Below are 19,153 nucleotides of genomic sequence, written 5' to 3'. Positions count from 1 at the left end.
AATTAGCATGAATGGCTGGGTATGAAACTAAGGATACGCATTTGTTCGATGAACATGCTGCTTGCACTGTTAGTGAGTGCGGCGGGTGTTTGGGCTGCGCATTATATTCTTAAGCAGGTTGAAGCCGATATTCTGGCGCAAACTGCGACTCTGCTTGCTCGCTATGACAGCCAAAAGGAACTGGCCCCAGTTCTCGAACAAGTACGTTCCGTGCGTCAGTTGTCTCAGGAACCTGCATTGATGATGTGGGCAAAGGACAGCGAGAACCAGGCACTCCAGCAGCATGTCTCTCAGCTGTTGACTCGCTATCGCTCCACAATGGCGGAAACTCGTCTGCATCTGGTACTCGACGCCAGCATGGTGACATCTACTACCTTCCCATTGGTGCAAAACGTCTCTTTTCACCACGCCTCACTGGCGCCGCTGCAAGCTCAGGATCGCCCGTATCTGCTTGCCGGACAGAATGAACCTGCATCTGCTCATCTGATAACAAATATCGAGTCTGATACCGCGTTGCTTCGTGTGCGAAGCGTGATACAAGCAGGCAAGCAGCCCGTGGGATTTGTTGAAACGCAAACTAATCTGGCTACGTTAACAGGCATGAGCCCTGAGAAAAACGTCAACGGAGTAACCACGTTGTGGGTGGATAATCAAAATTCGATTCGCCACAACCAAGAGCGTACTCAAATAACTAATCGGCTCAATAACTTCCCGAGAGTGTTGTTGGCGGCTGGTATGAACCGCGAGTCGATAGCGCAGATGAGGCAGGTGATGGAGAAGCAACGCAATGGCCAGGAGCCTTCATCGCTGTTGCTGCATTACCAACAACCTGCTGCGTTAGTGGCTCTCAATTACATTGCCGATTTGGACTGGCATCAAATCAACGTTATAAACTCGAGCCAATTTCCGGCGTTGCAGCGGCTTTATCCGTTCTATTGGCTCCTTATTGGCGTCGTCTGGAGCTTTTGCTTCCTGGTCTGTCTGAGCAACGAGCGTTTGGTTAATCGTCCGCTTGCCGAGCTTAATGGCGCTATGCAGCGATTCTGGCAACGTCGGTCGTCGCAAGCGCTTCACTTCGTTGATAAACCCAATACGGAAATAGGCCAGTTGATGACGTCAGCTGAGCAGTACTCCCAAGCGATACTCGAGGCGGGCAGACAAGTGGAACATCAGGTTGCAGAGCGTACTTCGGTATTGGATCAGCTTTCTACTTCTGATCCGTTGACTTTGCTGCTTAATAAGCGAGGGATGGAAGCGGAGCTGCGCGCTGAATCAGCCCGGGCTCGTCGAGAGCAGGGCGCGTTTGGCTTAGTGTGGGTTGATATTAGTCATTACCAGACGTTACAGGCATCGTTAGGCAGCAAAGGCGTTGAGGAAGTGTTACGCCACGTCGCGCATTCCATCCAACTCAGCATTCGCGAATATGACGCCGCATGTCGTTGGGGAGAAAACGAATTCCTTATTCTGGTTCGTAACGATAGTGAACAGAGTCTGCGCGCGCTGGCTGAGCGATTATCTCAGCAGTGTGAGCAACCACTTCAACTGACTTGTCAGAACCAAGTGCTGTTAATTTCCCTTTCAATCGGCGCCACTTTAGTGGCAGAAGATACTGATATTAAAGAAGCGCTGGCGCGGGCGGACGGCGCACTCTACTTTGCTAAGCAAGACCCAAAGCAGAATATTCACATCTGGCAAGCGTGTGACACGGATGTCGCATAAATTTTCTCACTCTGCCTCCTTCTGTCACATTTCGTTACTACAATGCTGATGGAATTTTCGTCACTTTAAGCCAAAAGGGTGAAGGAATTGTTAGGTTTTATGTATTAAGAAGCCCCTAATCTGTGAGCGGGATTAGGAGTTAGCAACGTAACAGGCATTTCTATTAGAGAATACTTATTCTGAAATTGTATTCCCTGTGTGTTTGGATAAAGTAATAACCAACTGATTGCATTTTGAGTATGACATTGTGCTTGCTGCTAGCAGTTGCGGTCAGTGAGAAAGGAACGTGTCGCCATCCCCCCATCCCTCAATGTGGCGAACGGATATATGACAATAATGGAGAATAACAATGACTGGTGTATTAGGAATGATCTTGGCTGGCGGTGAAGGTTCTAGGCTGATGCCGTTGACGGAGTCCAGAACCAAACCTGCGGTCCCGTTTGGTGGTAGCTATCGGTTGATAGACTTTGCACTGAACAACTTTGTGAATGCTGATTTGATGCGCATTTACGTATTAACCCAATTTAAATCCCAGTCGCTCTATCTTCATATGAAGAAAGGGTGGAATGTCTCCAGTATCCGTGACCGTTTTATCGACTGTATTCCAGCGCAGATGCGTGATGGTAAGCGTTGGTATGAAGGCACTGCGGATGCCATCTATCAAAACCTGAGATTTGTCGAAATTTCAGAAGCAGATCAAGTCTGTATCTTTGGTTCTGACCATATTTACAAAATGGATATTCGCCAGATGCTTGATTATCACCGTCGCAAGGAAGCACGCCTGACGGTATCCGCGTTGCGTATGCCCTTGTCGCAAGCGTCTCAATTCGGCGTGATCGAAGTGGACGATGAAGGTCGTATGGTCGGTTTTGAAGAAAAGCCGAAAAATCCTAAAGCGATTCCGGGCGATCCTGAGTGGGCGCTGGTGTCGATGGGCAACTACATTTTCGAAACGGAAACGCTGTGTGAAGAATTGCGTGAGGATGCCGCTTTAGAAAACTCCAGCCACGACTTTGGTAAAGACATCATTCCGAAGATGTTCCCGCAAGGTGGCGTGTATGTGTATGACTTCTCAACCAATAAAATCAAAGGCGAGAAGGAGTCTACCTATTGGCGCGATGTCGGTACGATCGAGTCTTACTGGGCTGCCCACATGGACTTGCTGGAAAAAGAGCCGCCATTCTCGTTGTACAACCGCAGTTGGCCTTTGCACACTTACTATCCGCCATTGCCGCCAGCAACATTTATTGATGTCGGCGATAAAAAAGTGACGATAACCGACAGCTTGGTTTCCGGTGGTAGCTACATTCAAGGTGCTAAAATTTATAAATCAATTCTGGGATTTCGCAGCAATATTGCTGCTGGCTCTTTGATAAGTGAATCTGTTATCTTGGGTGATGTGAAAATTGGTGCAGGATGCACAATAAAGCGCGCAATTATCGACAAAAATGTTGAAATCGCTCCGGGTACGATTATTGGCGAAGATTTAGAACTAGATAGACAACGCTTCCATGTATCCGACGAGGGAATTGTTGTCATAGCAAAAGGAACAAAAGTTGGATTCTAACATTGATCATCTTAATGTTTGGTTTGTCGTTTCAGAAGCTGAAGGACTGGTTAAAAGTGGTGGCTTGGCGGATGTAGCCAAGGCACTGCCAAAAGCTCTGGTAGAACTTGGTCATCAGGTAGCGCTTGTGCTGCCTGGTTATCGCTCCATCGCAGATAAAAATTCTGCTCCTGTGATTCTGGAAACGGAACTGACTCACTGGCCTCATATTCGTTACCAGGTTCGTCAGCGCGAACTGGATGGAGTGCCTGTCTATCTCATCGACTGCGACCCGTATTTTGACCGTCCTGAGCTGTATGCGGAAAGCAATCAGGCTTATCCCGATAATGGCGAACGTTTTGGTTTCTTTTCCGCCGCCTGTCTGGATGTGTTACCAAAACTCAATATCAAACCCGATATTATTCACGCCAACGATTGGCACACGGGATTGGTGCCATTTTTGCTCAAAACCCGCTACCGTGAAGACCACTACTTTGACGGTGTAAAGAGCGTTATTACGATTCATAACGCGATGTTTAAAGGCATATTCTCCTACCATCAACTGGAAGTGATTCCGGAACTGAATCTGTCTGGTATGGAGTTTTTGCAATACGGGCATGACCACATCAGCATGCTTCGTGCGGGGATTGCTTTCGCCGACAAAATTAATGCGGTCAGCCCGAACTATGCATCGGAGCTGTTAACGCCACTGGGTTCTCACGGTTTGGTGGATGATTTTGTCCGACGCGCCAGAGATCTGCATGGCATTATTAACGGTTGTGACTATACCGAGTGGAACCCGAAAACAGACAGTTACCTACCCAAAACATACAGTGATGAAGCGGTTTCGCTAAAACAGGGCAAGGCGGCGAGTAAAGCGCTGCTGCAGGAAGAATTGCAACTGCCGAAACGCGACATTCCTCTGTTTGGCATGGTGTGCCGCCTGACTCACCAGAAAGGCTTCCACTACATTTTACCTATCTTGGAACATTTCCTACGCAACGACGTGCAACTGGTCATTGTAGGAACAGGTGAACCCGAAGTTGCCGCGAAACTGCATAAGATTGCTGCAGCGCACTCGGACAAATTTGCCTTTGTTGAGGCCTATAGCAATCGCTTTGCGCACTTAGTTGAAGCAGGCTCCGATTTTTTCCTGATGCCATCCGAGTTCGAAGCATGTGGTCTGAACCAAATCTACAGCATGGCCTATGGCACCTTGCCGATTGTGCGTGAAGTCGGTGGGTTAAAAGATACGGTGCTGGATTACGATAAGTACCCGAACGAAGCCACTGGTTTTGGCTTCCAGGAACCGTCTCCAGAAGCGCTGCTTATCACCATGCAACGTGCGTTGCTGTTTTATCTGCAACATCCGGATGAAATGCTAAAAGTGCAGCAGAGAGCGATGCAGAGAGATTTCAGTTGGCGAGAATCGGCGCTGGATTACATCAAAATGTACCGACTGGCGATATTTGATTGATTCGATACAACGGGGCGCATAAGCGCTCCGTTTTTTTAGCGACGTAAACGATCCACCAAACAGATTTTTACAACTAGGGTGCTATTCGCGTCTGGCTTTGTGGTAGTCTTTGCCACGTTATCAACTCCTAGCTCAGTGGTATTCATGTCTGACAGTCTGCTGTTTCACAAAACCTTCGTACATCCCACCAGTCAGGAGTGGGTGGTCTTTGTGCATGGTGCAGGTGGCAGTTCGTCGATTTGGTTCAAACAAATCAAAGCCTATAAACAGCATTTCAACTTATTACTTATTGACCTGCGCGGGCACGGTAAATCCGGTGAGCTGATTAAAGGCTTGATGTCCAAACGTTATACGTTTCAGTCGGTTACTCAGGATGTGTTGCGGGTTCTCGATCACCTGAAAATTCACTCGGCTCATTTTGTGGGTATGTCGCTGGGTACCATTATTGTGCGGAATGTGGCTGAGATATCTGCCGGGCGCGTACGCTCGATGGTGCTTGGTGGAGCGATTACTCGGCTTAACATCCGCTCACAGGTATTAGTGAAACTTGGCCATTTCAGTCAGCACTTTATCCCTTACATGTGGCTGTATCGCCTATTTGCCTATATTGTGATGCCACAACGCAGTCAGAAAGAGTCCCGCCATCTTTTTATCCATGAAGCGCGTAAATTGTGCCAGAAAGAATTCAAACGCTGGTATACCCTGACAGCGGAAGTGAATCCGTTGATGCGTTACTTCAAGGAGCGTGAGCTGGCAATCCCGACGCTGTATCTGATGGGCGAGCGGGACTACATGTTTATCCAACCGGTCAAAGAAATGGTCGCTGCTCACCAGCAGAGTGAACTGCATGAAATTCCTGATTGTGGCCACGTCTGCAACGTAGAGCAGCCCGATGTCTTTAATCAGGTGTCTATTGAGTTTATTCAGCAGCAGATTCGCTCTTAATCTGCCAAGTCATCGGCTTTTCCGCAATTCCAGCATACGGCAAACTGACGTTCATTAAGCTCACCACAATGTGCACACTGCCATGGTGTTGAACGGGAACTGCTGGACGGGCTTTGATAATCTTCAATGATAGCTTGCGCCCGCTCATGCTGAGTCACGTCATACAACCAGATGTAAGGCGCAGTTTCATCATTCATCGGCAACTCACCGCGCAGACCAAACAAACCTTCTCCACGCACCTCACAGGCAATATTGGCTTGTTTTAGCAGTTCGCACAGCAAGTGTGCTTCCGTCGGATTGGCGGCTATGAATATTTTCATCGTTGTACCGTGTTGGCAGAGCGTCTGACCAGCCGGTTCATCACCCATTTCATGAGCAGTGGAAACACCCCAAGTAAGGCGAATGACAGCAACACCGATGGCGAGACAATGCCGGATAATGAATCAATTTGTGCCAGTTGTGTGCCGGCGTTGAGATACACCGCAGTGCCAGGCAGCATACCCAACTGGCTGACCCAATAGTAGCGGGCAACGTTAATGGGACTTAGGCCCATCAAGAGGTTTATCAGAAAGAACGGGAATACAGGGATCAGCCGTAATGACAGCAAATAAAACGCGCCATCACGCTCAACGCCTTGGTTGATTGCGTTCAGTTTGTCACCAAATCGTTGTTGAACCCAGTCTCGAAGCAGATAACGGCTGCTCAGAAAGGCTAGTGTTGCACCGATGGTACTGGCGAAAGAGACCAGCAAAAGACTGAGCCAAAAGCCGAACAATGCTGCTCCAAGCAATGTGACAACGGCTGCGCCGGGTATCGAGAACGCCGTAATCAAGACGTAGCTGACAAAGTAAATCAGGGCAGCAGCAAGCAAATGTTCGGCGATATAGTCCGACAACAGCGCTTGCTGAGCTTTGGCATTGTCCAGAGTGAGGTATTGACTGAACGTGAGCCCTAATCCAATGATCACGGCCAGCAAAATTAAGCCTAGAACTAACTTCTTACTCATCGATGTTTCTCGTTATACGGTTATCTAAGGTATACGTAACCAGACAGGGAAAAGCGATATTTTCTTTCACCCAAAGAAAAAAGCATCCGTGAACGGATGCTTTTAATGAAGTTGCTCTCAAAAAGGTTTACGACAAACGCTGTAACAACTCGTCGCGACGCGTTTGAGGGATAACTGACCAGTGCTTGCCCTCAATGGCGCCTTCAAGTGCCCACAGAAGCTCCAAGCCGACATCTGAAGAATGTGATTGCCTAACGGCTTTGTAAGCTTCTACGGCACCTTTCTCCTGCAGATCTTCCACCGTTTCGATGCCGGCTTTTTTCAGCATTCGTTCGGTTGCAAGGCGCAGGTTAGGGAGATCTTTAAGACGATCCGGCTTCGCTTGGGCTTGAGTCTCACGCTCATCTTTGGCCACTGCTAATGCCGCTTTCGCGTCTTCCAGAATTTTTGCGGTGTCTAACCAACAGTCTTCCGGCAAAGCGAAATACTTGGTTACAACGGGAAATCCGCGCTTTTTATAAACATAAGGCTCGTAGCCTTGTTGTTTGAACTTGGCTGTTGAAGCATCGTCGGCGCGAATGTGAAGTCTGTCGTTAACCACCAATGCGAACATTGTGTCATCAACAAAAATCCCAAAGCCACCAAACATTGAACGAGATTTAACGCGTCCAAATTGCTCAAAGAGCCGCATTGAATCTTTTAGTATTGGTTTATCCATGCTGTAAGTCTCGGTGTATTAATTAATACGCCACCAAAGTCAGGTCCGAGAAAATAGCAAAAGAATGCAGAGAGTATGTCAGTTAGGAGTCAACTTCTTAGTGTATGCATTTTTGCCATCGGTAACCCCGCTACCTACCCGAATTGGGTTTAGGCCGGAGGCTTTGCGTCCCACCTTTTCAGATGGTTTGCCCTGTGCGTGACATTTCCTTCAAAAAAAGGATAATCAAAAATTTGGATAAACATCACATTTACCTTGTGCAAATGTGATGTTATTCAAATATATATGTCCAACCATTGCAACTTGATTCATTGATTTTGAATCTAAATAGACAATTCAGACATGTTGATTTTCTGCAAAGTTATTGTTTTGTCAAGTCTTTTACTGTGTCGCGCTCTACAATCTCCGGATGCATCTCGAAGATACGGCGATCGTGCTCTTTATCTTTGATTCGTTCGAGTAATATTTCGAATGCGTTTTTACCTACACGACGTTTAGGTTGGTGGATAGTGGTTAGCGGTGGAGAGAAATACTCTGCCAGCTCAATGTTGTCATAACCGATAACCGACATATCTTCCGGAACACGGATCCCACGTTGTTGCAGGCGGCTCATTAAGCCAAGCGCCATTGTATCGTTAAAACAGAATACAGCGGTTGGACGTTTGTCCATGGCGATGATTTTATCTGCGGCCAGTACGGCGGTGTCACACTCGAAGTTACCTTCCAGAATCCAGTCTTCGCGGACAGGCAGGTTTGCTTCTGCCATCGCACGGCGGAAACCAGCAATACGTTCCTGACAGGCGGCTTTAACGAAATGGCCACTCAGGCAAGCGATATCAGTGTGACCGCGGTCAGTCAGGTATTTAGTTGCCAGATAACCCCCTTCTTCGGAGTTATCGATGATCTTATCAGCCTGAGAGGTCTCTGGCCCCCAATCCATGATCACCTTAGGAATGTCAGAATGGCTTTCCAACATTTCCAGCAGTTCTTCGGTCAGGTCAGAACACATAACCAAAATACCGTCTACGCGCTTTTCCGCCAGCATGCGGATGTAGTCGCGTTGCTTTTCGTAAATACCACCGGTGTTACACAGGATCAGCGTGTAACCCTGACGGTAACAGTAGCTTTCCACACCATCGATCACTTCGGAGAAGAAGAGGTTGGTGGACTGAGTGACCAACATACCAATCGTTCGTGTGGTGTTGCACTTTAGGCTTCGAGCTACAGCGCTCGGTGCATAGTTCAGCTCTTTAACAGCATCCATCACTTTTTCTTGTGTGGCTTCTGCAACAAATCGAGTTTTATTAATTACGTGAGATACGGTTGTTGTTGAAACGCCAGCCAGGCGTGCAACGTCTTTAATCGTAGCCATAGGTTTGTCCTGTCGATGACTGCTGAGCGCAACAAAATGCGTCGTGCTATCAGATTCAGCAGCGGTTAGGCTTGTACTGCAAGTGAAGCCTAAAAGTAGTAAAAACACAAAAACCGCTCGAAAACAGCGGTTTGCATCTTAAATTCATATTTTATCGTTTGCGGCCAATATAGTAGTCCGCAACGCGTGAACTCGCAACGAAATTCATCGGATGAGATCAAATGATCGTCACAAAGTTCGCGCGATATTCTTCAATTTGTGAGCATGATAGCGAACTATTCGTCAGTCAGATAAGCCTGATCTAGTTTCAGGAAAGCGACCAGAAGCTCGCTGACTGCGGCGTAAAAACCAAATTGATCAAGCGACTGGCAACGGGTCGCGAAAGTTGGTACCCAACTCAAGAGATGAGATTGGATAAATTCGGCCTGTTCAGAAAAGGCTTGTTCCATATGTGACTGTTTTTCCAGTTCGTTGGAGCGAATAATCATATGTCCCAAGAAATCCAACTCGACAGCCAAATGATCCGCTGGTTCGTTCAGTGAGTCGTGAATCGCAACGCCGTGCTGTTTCATCAAGTCAGCCATTTCTTGTGCCGGAGTATCGTTCAACAGGCCTGTTTTACCAAGGTAAACGGAGGTGTAGGGCAGGGCTGAATCCTTGTCTGATTTTAAAAACAGGTCGCAAAAGTCGGCCGCCAATTCAAGGCGGGCATCGTCACGGTCGAGCAAGCGGTTCAGTGCTTCCACCAGATGCGTCACCGCCGCTTTCAGTCCGGCGTTTTCACTCAAGCCAGTCAGAAAGGCACGAATTTCGGGTGAATGATATTGTTCGATCTCTTTATCACTGAGCTCTTTACTGAACAAACTCGACAACCACCAATAAATTTCGGCGCGCTTTTCGTTAAATGCTTTTACTTCTTGCATGGTTAGACTCCGGATACTTTCTCCCTATAAGTCTAAACAATAAACATGAATAGCAATAACGCAAACCATGAAAAAATATGAACAAATACGTCAGCAAATTAATAGCTTGCTCAGAGATTGCTTTGAATCAATAAACCCTGAGGTTTTTGGATTGCAGACTAGAATTATGACTGTTTATGAATAGAATTACGGAGTATTTCGAATGAGCATAAAGTGGTGTCAATGAGCTATCACATATTAGTTGTTGAAGACGACATCGTTACCCGCAGTAAGCTGGCTGGTTACTTTCAGAAAGAGGGTTATCAGGTAACAGAGGCTGAAAATGGGGTAGAGATGCGTCAGGCGCTCAGTGAACATGACATTGACCTGGTGATGCTGGACATCAACTTGCCAGGTGAAGATGGTTTGTTACTGACGCGAGAACTTCGCGGGCAATCAGATATTGGAATCATTCTGGTTACTGGACGCACGGATAGCATCGACAGAATTATTGGCCTCGAAATGGGTGCTGACGATTATGTCACCAAACCGCTTGAACTACGTGAGCTGTTGGTTCGCGTGAAAAATTTATTGTGGCGTATTTCCACTGCTTGCCACTGCAATCACGAACTCGAGCCGGACGACGACAAGCTCGTGCGTTTTGGCGAATGGACGTTTGATATCCAGCGCCGTTCATTAACTCGTAATGGCGAACCTGTGCGTTTAACGAAGGCGGAGTATGAGCTGTTGGTTGCTTTGTCGGCGTACCCTAATCAGGTGCTCAGCCGCGAGCGTATTCTCAATATGATCAGTCATCGGGTCGATGCGCCGAATGATCGCACCATTGATGTGTTGATTCGTCGTATGCGTGCCAAGATGGAGTTTGATCCAAAGAACCCGCAGATCTTTGTGACTGTGCATGGTGAAGGTTACATGTTTGCAGGTGATTAAGCGTTGACGCAGAAAGAAAAAGACCCGCTTCAGCGGGTCTTTTTTGTTTCTTCCCATGCAGTGCTCACTGCAACGTGGTTTCGGCGTTATTGATCGGCGCGGTCTGTTCATGACCGGCTACCCAGTCACGCAGTGACTGCCAAATTAAGCCCATACTTTCGTACCAATAACGCTCTGTCTGCTCCAAATACAGTGCTTTGGGGGTGTATTTATCCCAAGGCTGACTGATATTGGTTTGAGCCAGAAAGTTGGTCGGGGCTGGAATAGGCTGTAAGCCCGCAGAGTGGAACTCATTTAACGCGCGTTGCATGTGACTGGCTGACGTCACCAGCACCAGTTTACGTTGCTGCACGAATGCCGCGGCCTGACGTGCCTCTTCCCAGGTATCTTTTGCTGTTTCCAGCAAAATGATATCGGATTTTGCAACGCCCAGCGCCAGCGCGACTCGAGCCAGCATGCGGGCATGACTGAATTCACTACCACCTGCGTAACCTGACAGGATCAGTTTCGAACCCGGATACAAACGCATAATGCGGATACCCTCGGTCAGACGCATTAATGCCGCGCGACTCAGTTCCGATGTCGGTGGAATTTGGTCATCGACGACATGCCCGTTACCCAGCACCATCACGTAATCAATCGTGCCGTCAACTGGCAGGAAGGCTGTATACTGACGCTCTAAAGGCATCAAGAGACGACTGGACACAGGCTGGAATGAAATTAAGAAAATGCCAAACAGAGAAAATAAAACAACAAGACATCCGGTTTTGCGTTTGGCGGTGAACATGATCAGCATCAGGCCCACAAATCCAATAATCAACAACGCCGGAAGTGGCATCAGTAAAGAGGAAACAATTTTTTTCAGCTCAAACATAAACAAATAGTCCGAAAAAACAGCACTTGATAATAAAAAGGGCTAAAGCCTCTTTATTCCTGCCATTCCTATGACAGAATAGCAGCACGATTGATTATCATAACTCAAGCCACTGTGACAGAAGATCGCAATTTCGACGATATTGCCCACAAATTTGCAAAAAATATATACGGTTCTGACAAAGGCGAAATCCGCCAAGTCATTGTTTGGGAAGATTTACTGCAATTGCTATCGCATTTTGGCGAAGCAAGCAAGCCTTTGCACGTTTTAGATGCAGGCGGCGGTCTGGCCCAAATGTCACAAAAACTGGCCAAGCTAGGGCACCGTGTCACCCTGTGTGATCTGTCTTCTGAAATGTTGCAGCTGGCAGAAAAGGATATTGCAAATCACGGTCTGCTTGAGCAGTATCGCTTGGTTCATTCACCGGTCCAGTCCATTCAGGAACACCTGTCAGACCCGGTGGATATTGTCATGTTCCACGCCGTAATGGAATGGTTGGCGGATCCGAGACCCGCGCTGGATAACTTGCTGGCGCAAGTTCGCCCAGGCGGTATGGTGTCGGTGATGTTCTATAACTATCACGGTCTGGTTTATAAGAATGCGGTTTGCGGTAACATTCCTCACGTTCTGGAAGGCATGCCTCACCGTAAACGTTTTAAACTTCAACCGCAGAAAGGCTTAATTCCGACGGATGTTTATCAATGGATAGAAGACGCCGGTTTTGAAATCTGTGGTAAGTCAGGTATTCGTTGTTTCAGTGATTACATTGGTAACATGAAAAATATGGGCGAATACCAATATGAAGATGTACTGGCTTTAGAACAAAAATTCTGTCGCCAAGAGCCGTACCTCTCATTAGGCCGATACATTCACGTATGGGCCAAGAAGAAACAATAACAGGAATAACAATGAGTGAGTTAACTCAGAACGCTGCAGAGCAGCCAATCGATGAATTGGTCAGCTGGATCAAGCAGCATGATTTCTCATTGAACCTGACGACTGAGCGACTCGCGTTTCTTATCGCTATCGCGGTGCTGAGCAACGAACGGTTCGACGAAGAGCTAGGTGAAGGAGAGTTGCACGATGCATTTATCATCGTGACTCGAATGTTTGAAGACACGGGCGAAGCGTCTGCATTCCGTGCTAATAACGCGATTAACGAACTGGTGAAGCAACGCTTGATTAGCCGCTTCACCAGCGAAGTCACGGACGGTGCTAGTATTTACCGATTATCGCCACTGGCAGTCGGCATTACCGACTACTACGTGCGCCACCGTGAGTTTTCCAAGCTTAAACTTTCTATTCAGCTATCCATGGTGGCGGATGAAATGGCCAAAGCCGTGGAATCTGCTCAGCAGGGCGGAACCCCAGGCCACTGGAAAAAGAACGTTTATGGCGTGCTGAAATACTCTGTGAGCGAAATTTTTGACCGCATCGACCTCAACCAACGTGTGATGGACGAACAGCAACAGTCGGTGAAGCAGCAAATTGCAGAGCTGCTGAACAAAGACTGGCGCGATGCGATCAACAACTGTGAAGCTCTGCTTTCTGAGACCTCTTCGACGCTGCGTGAACTGCAGGATACCTTGCAGGCAGCGGGTGATGAGTTGCAGACTCAAATTCTCGATATTCAGGAAATTGTGTACGGTGATGCGGAACTGGAATTCATTGAAGAGACGCTGTTTGCGTTGCAGATGAAGCTTGACCGCATTACCAGTTGGGGCCAACAGGCTATTGACCTGTGGATTGGCTACGACCGTCACGTACACAAATTCATTCGTACCGCCATCGATATGGACCAGAACCGCGCTTTCAGCCAGCGTCTGCGTCAATCGGTGAACGATTACTTCGACCAACCCTGGTACCTGACGTACGCCGATGCAGAACGTCTGAGCGATTTGCGTGATGAAGCATTGGTGCTGCGTGATGATGAAGTTACCGGTCATGTTCCGGCCGAAGTCGAGTACGAGGAATTTAAACAGGTCAATGATGAGTTGGCAGAGCGCATCGGTAACATGCTGAAAGTGCATAAAGATCAAGGTCAACCGATAGACCTTGGCAGCGTGCTGCGTGATTACCTCGCGACCCATCCGCGAACTCATCATTTCGATTTAGCCCGAATCGTTGTCGACCAGGCCGTGCGTCTGGGTTACTCAGACTCGGATTACCGAGCCATTCAGCCAGACTGGCAAGCGATTAACGATTTTGGCGCAAAGGTACAAGCAAATGTCATCGACCGATATTAATGAATACATGCCAGAGAATCTGGCCAAAGCGATTGTAAACCCGCTTTTTCCGGCGCTCGATAGCCTGCTGCGCGCAGGTCGTCATATCTCGAGCGACGACATGGACAACCATGCATTTTTGTCTGATTTTGAGCCGGAACTGGCTCTGTTTTATCAGCGTTACAACACGGAACTGGTGCGTGCACCGGAAGGTTTCTTCTACCTGCGTCCGCGCTCGACATCCCTCATAAACCGCAGTGTACTGTCGGAACTCGACATGCTGGTGGGCAAAGTGCTGTGTTTCCTTTATCTGAGCCCGGAACGTCTGGCGCATGAAGGTATTTTTACCAATCAGGAACTGTACGACGAGCTGCTGACCCTGTCGGACGAGAAAAAGCTGATGAAGCTGGTGACGAACCGTGCCAATGGTTCAGACCTCGACAAAGAGAAGCTGTTTGAAAAAGTGCGGACTTCGCTGCGCCGCCTGCGCCGCCTTGGCATGATCATCAACATTGGTGAAACTGCAAAATTCCGCATTACTGAAGCGGTTTTCCGTTTTGGTGCCGATGTGCGTGTGGGTGACGATATGCGTGAAGCGCAGCTGCGTTTGATCCGCGATGGTGAGGCCGTGGTGCATACTCAGGAGCCAAGTCAGCAAAGCCTGCTCGACAACGACGAAGACACAGAACAACACGATTATGACGAGCAAACAGAGCTGGAAGGTGAAGCATGAGCATGATTGAAAGAGGTAAATATCAATCGCTGACCATGATCAATTGGAACGGCTTCTTTGCGCGTACTTTTGATATCGATAATTTGGTGACTACGCTTTCTGGTGGTAACGGCGCTGGTAAATCGACCACGATGGCTGCGTTTATTACCGCGCTGATCCCGGACCAAACGCTACTGCATTTCCGTAACACGACGGAAGCGGGCAGCTCGCAGGCATCACGCGATAAAGGCCTGTACGGTAAGCTACAGCCGGGCGCATGTTATGCCGCGCTGGATGTGGTCAACTCGCGTAAGCAGCGTTTGCTGTTTGTGGTGAAGCTGCAGCAAGTGGCTGGCCGTGACAAAAAAGTCGACATCAAACCGTTTGTGATTCAGGGCTTGCCAAGCTACATCAAACCAACCGATGTGTTGATTGAAAGCGTCTCGGATAAACATGCGCGCGTACGTCAAATCAATGAAGTTAAAGATTCTGTGGCAGCCATCGAAGGGGCGCACTTTAAAGCGTTTCCGTCCATCGTGGATTACCACAACCAAATGTTTGAATTCGGTGTCATTCCGAAGAAACTGCGCAACAGCAGCGACCGCTCAAAATTCTACCGCCTGATCGAAGCGTCGTTGTACGGCGGTATCTCTAGTGCCATCACCCGTTCATTGCGTGACTACCTGCTGCCACAAAATGGCGGCGTGAAGAAAGCGTTCCAGGATATGGAATCGGCGCTGCGTGAAAACCGCATGACGCTGGAAGCGATCAAAACCACTCAGGCTGACCGTGATCTGTTCAAACATTTGATCACCGAATCGACCAACTACGTGGCGGCGGACTACATGCGTCACGCCAACGATCGTCGCAATAAAATGGGTCAAACGCTGGCGCTGCGCAGTGAGCTGTTCAGCGCGCGTGAAACCTTGATTGAGCAAAACAGCTTACTGAACCGTGTTCACGAAGAGCTGGAAATGCTGGCTGAGACAGAAGCGGCGCTGGAGCAGGATTACCAAGGCGCGTCTGACCACCTGCAACTGGTGCAGAATGCACTGCGTCAGCAGGAGAAGATTGAACGCTACCAAGATGATTTGGAAGAGCTGAGTGTTCGTCTCGAAGAGCAGATGATGGTCGTCGAAGAAGCGCAAGAGCGCGTGATGATGGCTGAAGAGCAGGCGACGATAGCGGAAGAAGAAGTCGACAGCCTGAAAACGCAGTTGGCCGATTATCAGCAAGCACTCGACGTGCAGCAAACTCGCGCACTTCAATACCAACAGGCTCTGAACGCGCTTACAAAAGCGCAGCAACTGTTGGGCGATGACACTATTAGCGCTGACAGCGCGCAAGCTTTGGTGGCGCAGCTTAAAGATCAGCAGGACGAACGCACTTCTGAACTGCTGGCACTGAAACACAAACTGGACATGTCCTCCGCGGCTGCCGAGCAGTTCGATAACGCGTTTGCTTTGGTGAAAAGTGTGCTGGCTGATGTTGAGCGCAGCGATGCCGCCAACAAAGCACAGCAACTGATTCGTCAGGCGCGCGATGCAGAGCAAATCACGCAAAACGAACACCAATGGTACGCGCAGCAGCGCGATCTGGAACGTCGCATCGAGCAGAAACGCAACGTGCGCCAGCTGGCTGACAGCTACCAAAAACAGCATCAGGTTACGCTGGCAGATGACATCACGCTGGAGCAAGAGCGTGAGCGCCACGAAGCGCTGATTGAAAGTCTGGAAATGAGCCAGGAAGATCTGCGTGAAAAACGCAGTCAGCAACGCCGCAGTGAGCGGGATTATCAGGCCGAAATCGCGCGTCTGGAAGCCATTGCGCCCGCGTGGATCAAAGCCAACGACGCACTGGAAGTACTGCGTGAGCAAAGTAGCGCAGAACTGGCCGACAGCCAGTCCGTGATGTCGCAAATGCAGCAGGTGCTGGAAGAAGAGAAAGCGCAGTCAATCGCCAAAGATAAGCTGGCTGAACGCCGAGCAAAATTGGAAGGTGAGATTGAGCGTCTGGCTTCTCCGGGTGGTTCAAACGACCCGCGTCTGAAAGGTCTGGCGGATACACTGGGCGGCGTTTTGCTGTCGGAAATCTACGATGACATTACCATCGACGATGCGCCTTACTTCAGTGCGATGTACGGTCCGGCACGTCATGCGATTGTGGTATCGGATCTGTCTGGCATCAAAGAGAAGTTGGTTGAACTGGACGACTGTCCGGAAGACTTGTACCTGATCGAAGGCGACATCGACGCGTTCGATGACAGCTCCATCAATGCCGAAGAGTTGGAAGGGGCGGTGTGCGTTCAGCTTAATGATCGCCAGATGCGCTATTCGCGTTTTCCGAAAATCCCACTGTTTGGCCGCGCAGCGCGTGAACAGCGTCTGGAACTGCTGCGCAATGAACGCGAAGAAGTGGTTGAAGAGCACGCGAAAGCGGCATTCGATTCACAAAAACTGCAACGCTTGTACAGCAACTTTAACCAGTTTGTGGCGCAGCATCTGCAAGTCGCGTTTGACGCCGATCCAGAACAAGCACTGCAGCAAGTCCGCGATAAACGCAACCAGCTCAGCCGCACGCTGGCAGAACTGGACGGTCAGGAGCAACAACAGCGCAGCCAACTGCAACTGAGCAAGCAGGCGATTTCTTCGCTGGATAAGATAGCGCCAAACATGCTGCTGCTTGAAGACGATTCGCTTCAGGCTCGCTTTGAAGAGATTGAAGCCAAGATTGCCCAACTGTCAGAAGCTAAATCGTTCGTGGCGGCGCACGGTAAAGCAATTGAACAGCTGGAAAAAATTGCATCCGCACTGGAAGCCGATCCAGAGCAGTTTGATGCACTGGAAGCACAATACCAGCAAGCGGATACCGCGCTGCAGCAACTGAAGAAACAGATCTTTGCCTTGTCGGATCTGGTTGAGCGTCGTCACCACTTCGCGTATTCCGATTCTGTCGATCTGTTGAGCCAGAGCAGTGAACTGAGCGAACAGCTCAAAGCGAAGCTGGTGCAGGCAGAAAACCTGCGTAACCGCAGCCGTGAAGAGCTCAAACAAGCTCAGGCGCAGATGAACCAATACAATCAAGTGTTGGCGTCGCTGAAGAGTTCACACCAAGCGAAGCTGGAAACGGTTCAAGAGTTCAAACAAGAGCTGCAAGATTTTGGTGTTCACGCCGATGAAGGCGCGCTGGAGCGTGCTCAACGTCGACGTGATGAACTGCAAGAGCGTTTGCATGCCTCTCGTGGCCGTAAGAGCGAATATGAGCGCACCATTACCTCGACAGAGCTTGAAATGAAAGCGCTGGCGAAGCGCATGAAGAAAGTCGAGAAAGACTATAAAGATCTGCGCACGTTTGTCGTCAATGCGAAAGCGGGTTGGTGCTCGGTACTGCGTCTGGCGCGTGAAAACGATGTCGAACGTCGCCTGCACAAACGTGAACTGGCGTATTTGTCGGCCGATGAACTACGTTCCATGTCGGATAAATCCTTGGGTGCGCTGCGTCTTGCAGTGGCAAACAACGAAGATCTGCGTGATTCGCTGCGCCAGTCTGAAGATAACTCGCGCCCAGAGCGCAAAGTACTGTTCTACATCGCAGTGTATCAGCACCTGCGTGAACGTATCCGCCAAGACATCATTCGTACCGACGATCCGGTTGAAGCGATTGAAGAGATGGAAGTGGAACTGGCGCGTCTGACGGAAGAGCTGACACAACGTGAAAACCGCTTGGCGATCAGTTCTGATTCAGTGGCGAGCATCATTCGCAAAACCATTCAGCGTGAGCAGAACCGCATTCGCATGTTGAACCAAGGCTTGTCGAACATCGCTTTTGGTCAGGTGAAAGGCGTGCGTTTGAACGTCAAAGTGCGTGAAAGCCATGAGATTCTGCTGGCTGGCCTGTCTGAGCATCAAGCTCAGCATAAAGACTTGTTCGAAACTGCGCGCTACACCTTCTCAGAAGCGATGGCAAAACTGTTCCAACGCGTGAACCCACACATCGACATGGGGCAGCGTTCGCCGCAAGTACTCGGTGAAGAGCTGCTGGATTACCGCAACTACCTGGAACTGAGTGTGGAAGTGAACCGTGGCTCAGACGGTTGGCTGCAAGCTGAATCAGGCGCACTGTCGACTGGTGAAGCGATCGGTACGGGTCAGTCGATTCTGCTGATGGTGGTGCAGAGCTGGGAAGAAGAATCCCGCCGTCTGCGTAGTAAAGACATTATGCCATGTCGTCTGTTGTTCCTCGATGAAGCTGCGCGTCTGGATGCCAAATCCATCGCCACGTTGTTCGAGCTGTGTGAACGTCTGGATATGCAGCTTTTGATTGCGGCACCAGAGAACATCAGCCCGGAAAAAGGCACCACCTACAAACTGGTGCGTAAAGTGTTCAAAGATCACGAGCACGTACACGTCGTGGGTCTGCGTGGCTTTGGTCAGACTGATAAGCCTAAAACGGATGAGCAGTTATTGGCTGAAGAGCTAAGCTAACATTCGAACTGGTTGACTGTGAACCCGTGATAAAGCGCCTTCCTTGTGAAGGCGTTTTTTTGTGCCTGCCATCGGTTAGCGACAGATGCCGGCTTCGTCATGCGCTGAGAATTGACTCGCAACCAATGTCACGGTGTTTGCTTTTCAAGCGGTTGATATTTCAAATGCAGCGATTGAATTGAGGAGGTCAGGATGTACAAACTTGTCGCAGTGGCGGGTGTG

15 protein-coding genes and 1 riboswitch are annotated in these 19,153 nt (G+C 49.2%); of the genes, 9 read left to right on the top strand and 6 right to left on the bottom strand.

The annotated features are described in order from the left end of the window. The first annotated feature begins 21 nt into the window (after positions 1-21). The 4 genes from JIG40_RS03270 (at position 22) to JIG40_RS03255 (ending at position 5,687) form a co-directional block, all read left to right on the top strand. On the top strand, positions 22-1,719 hold the full coding sequence (locus JIG40_RS03270) for a GGDEF domain-containing protein (protein ID WP_199464745.1): 1,698 nt from the start codon (positions 22-24) through the stop codon (positions 1,717-1,719). Positions 1,720-2,068: 349 nt separating this feature from the next. Beyond that, on the top strand, positions 2,069-3,286 hold the full coding sequence (gene glgC / locus JIG40_RS03265) for a glucose-1-phosphate adenylyltransferase (protein ID WP_020428715.1): 1,218 nt from the start codon (positions 2,069-2,071) through the stop codon (positions 3,284-3,286). A 1-nt stretch (position 3,287) separates the two neighbouring features. Further along, the gene (gene glgA, locus JIG40_RS03260; RefSeq protein ID WP_024374258.1) at positions 3,288-4,742 is read left to right on the top strand and encodes a glycogen synthase GlgA; all 1,455 of its coding nucleotides are present in this window, start codon (positions 3,288-3,290) and stop codon (positions 4,740-4,742) included. Positions 4,743-4,886: 144 nt separating this feature from the next. Further along, positions 4,887-5,687, top strand: coding sequence for an alpha/beta hydrolase (locus tag JIG40_RS03255; protein WP_020428713.1), 801 nt, complete (start codon positions 4,887-4,889; stop codon positions 5,685-5,687). Here JIG40_RS03255 and JIG40_RS03250 read toward each other — a convergent pair. The 5 genes from JIG40_RS03250 to torD form a co-directional block, all read right to left on the bottom strand. After that, positions 5,684-6,007: a DUF2007 domain-containing protein gene (locus JIG40_RS03250; protein WP_020330231.1), complete on the bottom strand. Its 324-nt coding sequence runs from the start codon at positions 6,005-6,007 to the stop codon at positions 5,684-5,686. The genes JIG40_RS03255 and JIG40_RS03250 overlap by 4 nt on opposite strands. Further along, positions 6,004-6,693, bottom strand: coding sequence for a TVP38/TMEM64 family protein (locus tag JIG40_RS03245; RefSeq protein ID WP_020330232.1), 690 nt, complete (start codon positions 6,691-6,693; stop codon positions 6,004-6,006). Before JIG40_RS03245 ends, JIG40_RS03250 begins: the two co-directional genes overlap by 4 nt. A gap of 127 nt (positions 6,694-6,820) precedes the next feature. Continuing rightward, entirely contained in the window at positions 6,821-7,411 is a 591-nt protein-coding gene (locus JIG40_RS03240; protein WP_020330233.1) for a TfoX/Sxy family DNA transformation protein, read from the bottom strand. A 117-nt stretch (positions 7,412-7,528) separates the two neighbouring features. After that, positions 7,529-7,613: riboswitch (cyclic di-GMP riboswitch) on the bottom strand. Positions 7,614-7,772: 159 nt separating this feature from the next. After that, positions 7,773-8,783, bottom strand: coding sequence for an HTH-type transcriptional repressor PurR (purR, locus tag JIG40_RS03235; RefSeq protein ID WP_020330234.1), 1,011 nt, complete (start codon positions 8,781-8,783; stop codon positions 7,773-7,775). A 275-nt stretch (positions 8,784-9,058) separates the two neighbouring features. After that, entirely contained in the window at positions 9,059-9,706 is a 648-nt protein-coding gene (torD, locus tag JIG40_RS03230; RefSeq protein ID WP_199464744.1) for a molecular chaperone TorD, read from the bottom strand. Between the two features lie 222 nt (positions 9,707-9,928). On the opposite strand from torD, the gene torR reads away from it, so the two are divergent. After that, complete coding sequence (gene torR, locus JIG40_RS03225) at positions 9,929-10,636, top strand: two-component system response regulator TorR (RefSeq protein WP_020330237.1); 708 nt, start codon at positions 9,929-9,931, stop codon at positions 10,634-10,636. 64 nt (positions 10,637-10,700) lie between these two features. Here torR and elyC read toward each other — a convergent pair whose 3' ends face one another. Continuing rightward, positions 10,701-11,510 (bottom strand): envelope biogenesis factor ElyC, encoded by an 810-nt coding sequence (gene elyC, locus JIG40_RS03220; protein WP_024374256.1) that lies wholly within the window; start codon positions 11,508-11,510, stop codon positions 10,701-10,703. 114 nt (positions 11,511-11,624) lie between these two features. Here elyC and cmoM point away from each other — a divergent pair, with 114 nt between their 5' ends. From cmoM to mukB, 4 genes are read left to right on the top strand one after another with little or no spacing between them, the layout of a single operon-like run. Next, positions 11,625-12,407, top strand: coding sequence for a tRNA uridine 5-oxyacetic acid(34) methyltransferase CmoM (gene cmoM, locus JIG40_RS03215; protein WP_199464955.1), 783 nt, complete (start codon positions 11,625-11,627; stop codon positions 12,405-12,407). Positions 12,408-12,418: 11 nt separating this feature from the next. Next, positions 12,419-13,756, top strand: a complete 1,338-nt coding sequence (gene mukF / locus JIG40_RS03210) for a chromosome partition protein MukF (RefSeq protein WP_199464743.1) — start codon at positions 12,419-12,421, stop codon at positions 13,754-13,756. Beyond that, positions 13,737-14,468, top strand: a complete 732-nt coding sequence (gene mukE, locus JIG40_RS03205; protein WP_020330241.1) for a chromosome partition protein MukE — start codon at positions 13,737-13,739, stop codon at positions 14,466-14,468. Before mukF ends, mukE begins: the two co-directional genes overlap by 20 nt. 2 nt (positions 14,469-14,470) lie before the next feature. Then, positions 14,471-18,931, top strand: coding sequence for a chromosome partition protein MukB (gene mukB / locus JIG40_RS03200; RefSeq protein WP_199464954.1), 4,461 nt, complete (start codon positions 14,471-14,473; stop codon positions 18,929-18,931). Positions 18,932-19,153 lie beyond the last annotated feature (222 nt).

This window comes from Vibrio sp. bablab_jr001 (assembly GCF_016464285.1).
GTDB classification, from domain to species: Bacteria; Pseudomonadota; Gammaproteobacteria; order Enterobacterales; family Vibrionaceae; genus Vibrio; species Vibrio fluvialis.
Note: the sequence above shows the minus strand (reverse complement) of the source record. Positions and strands in the feature narration are given on the sequence as shown.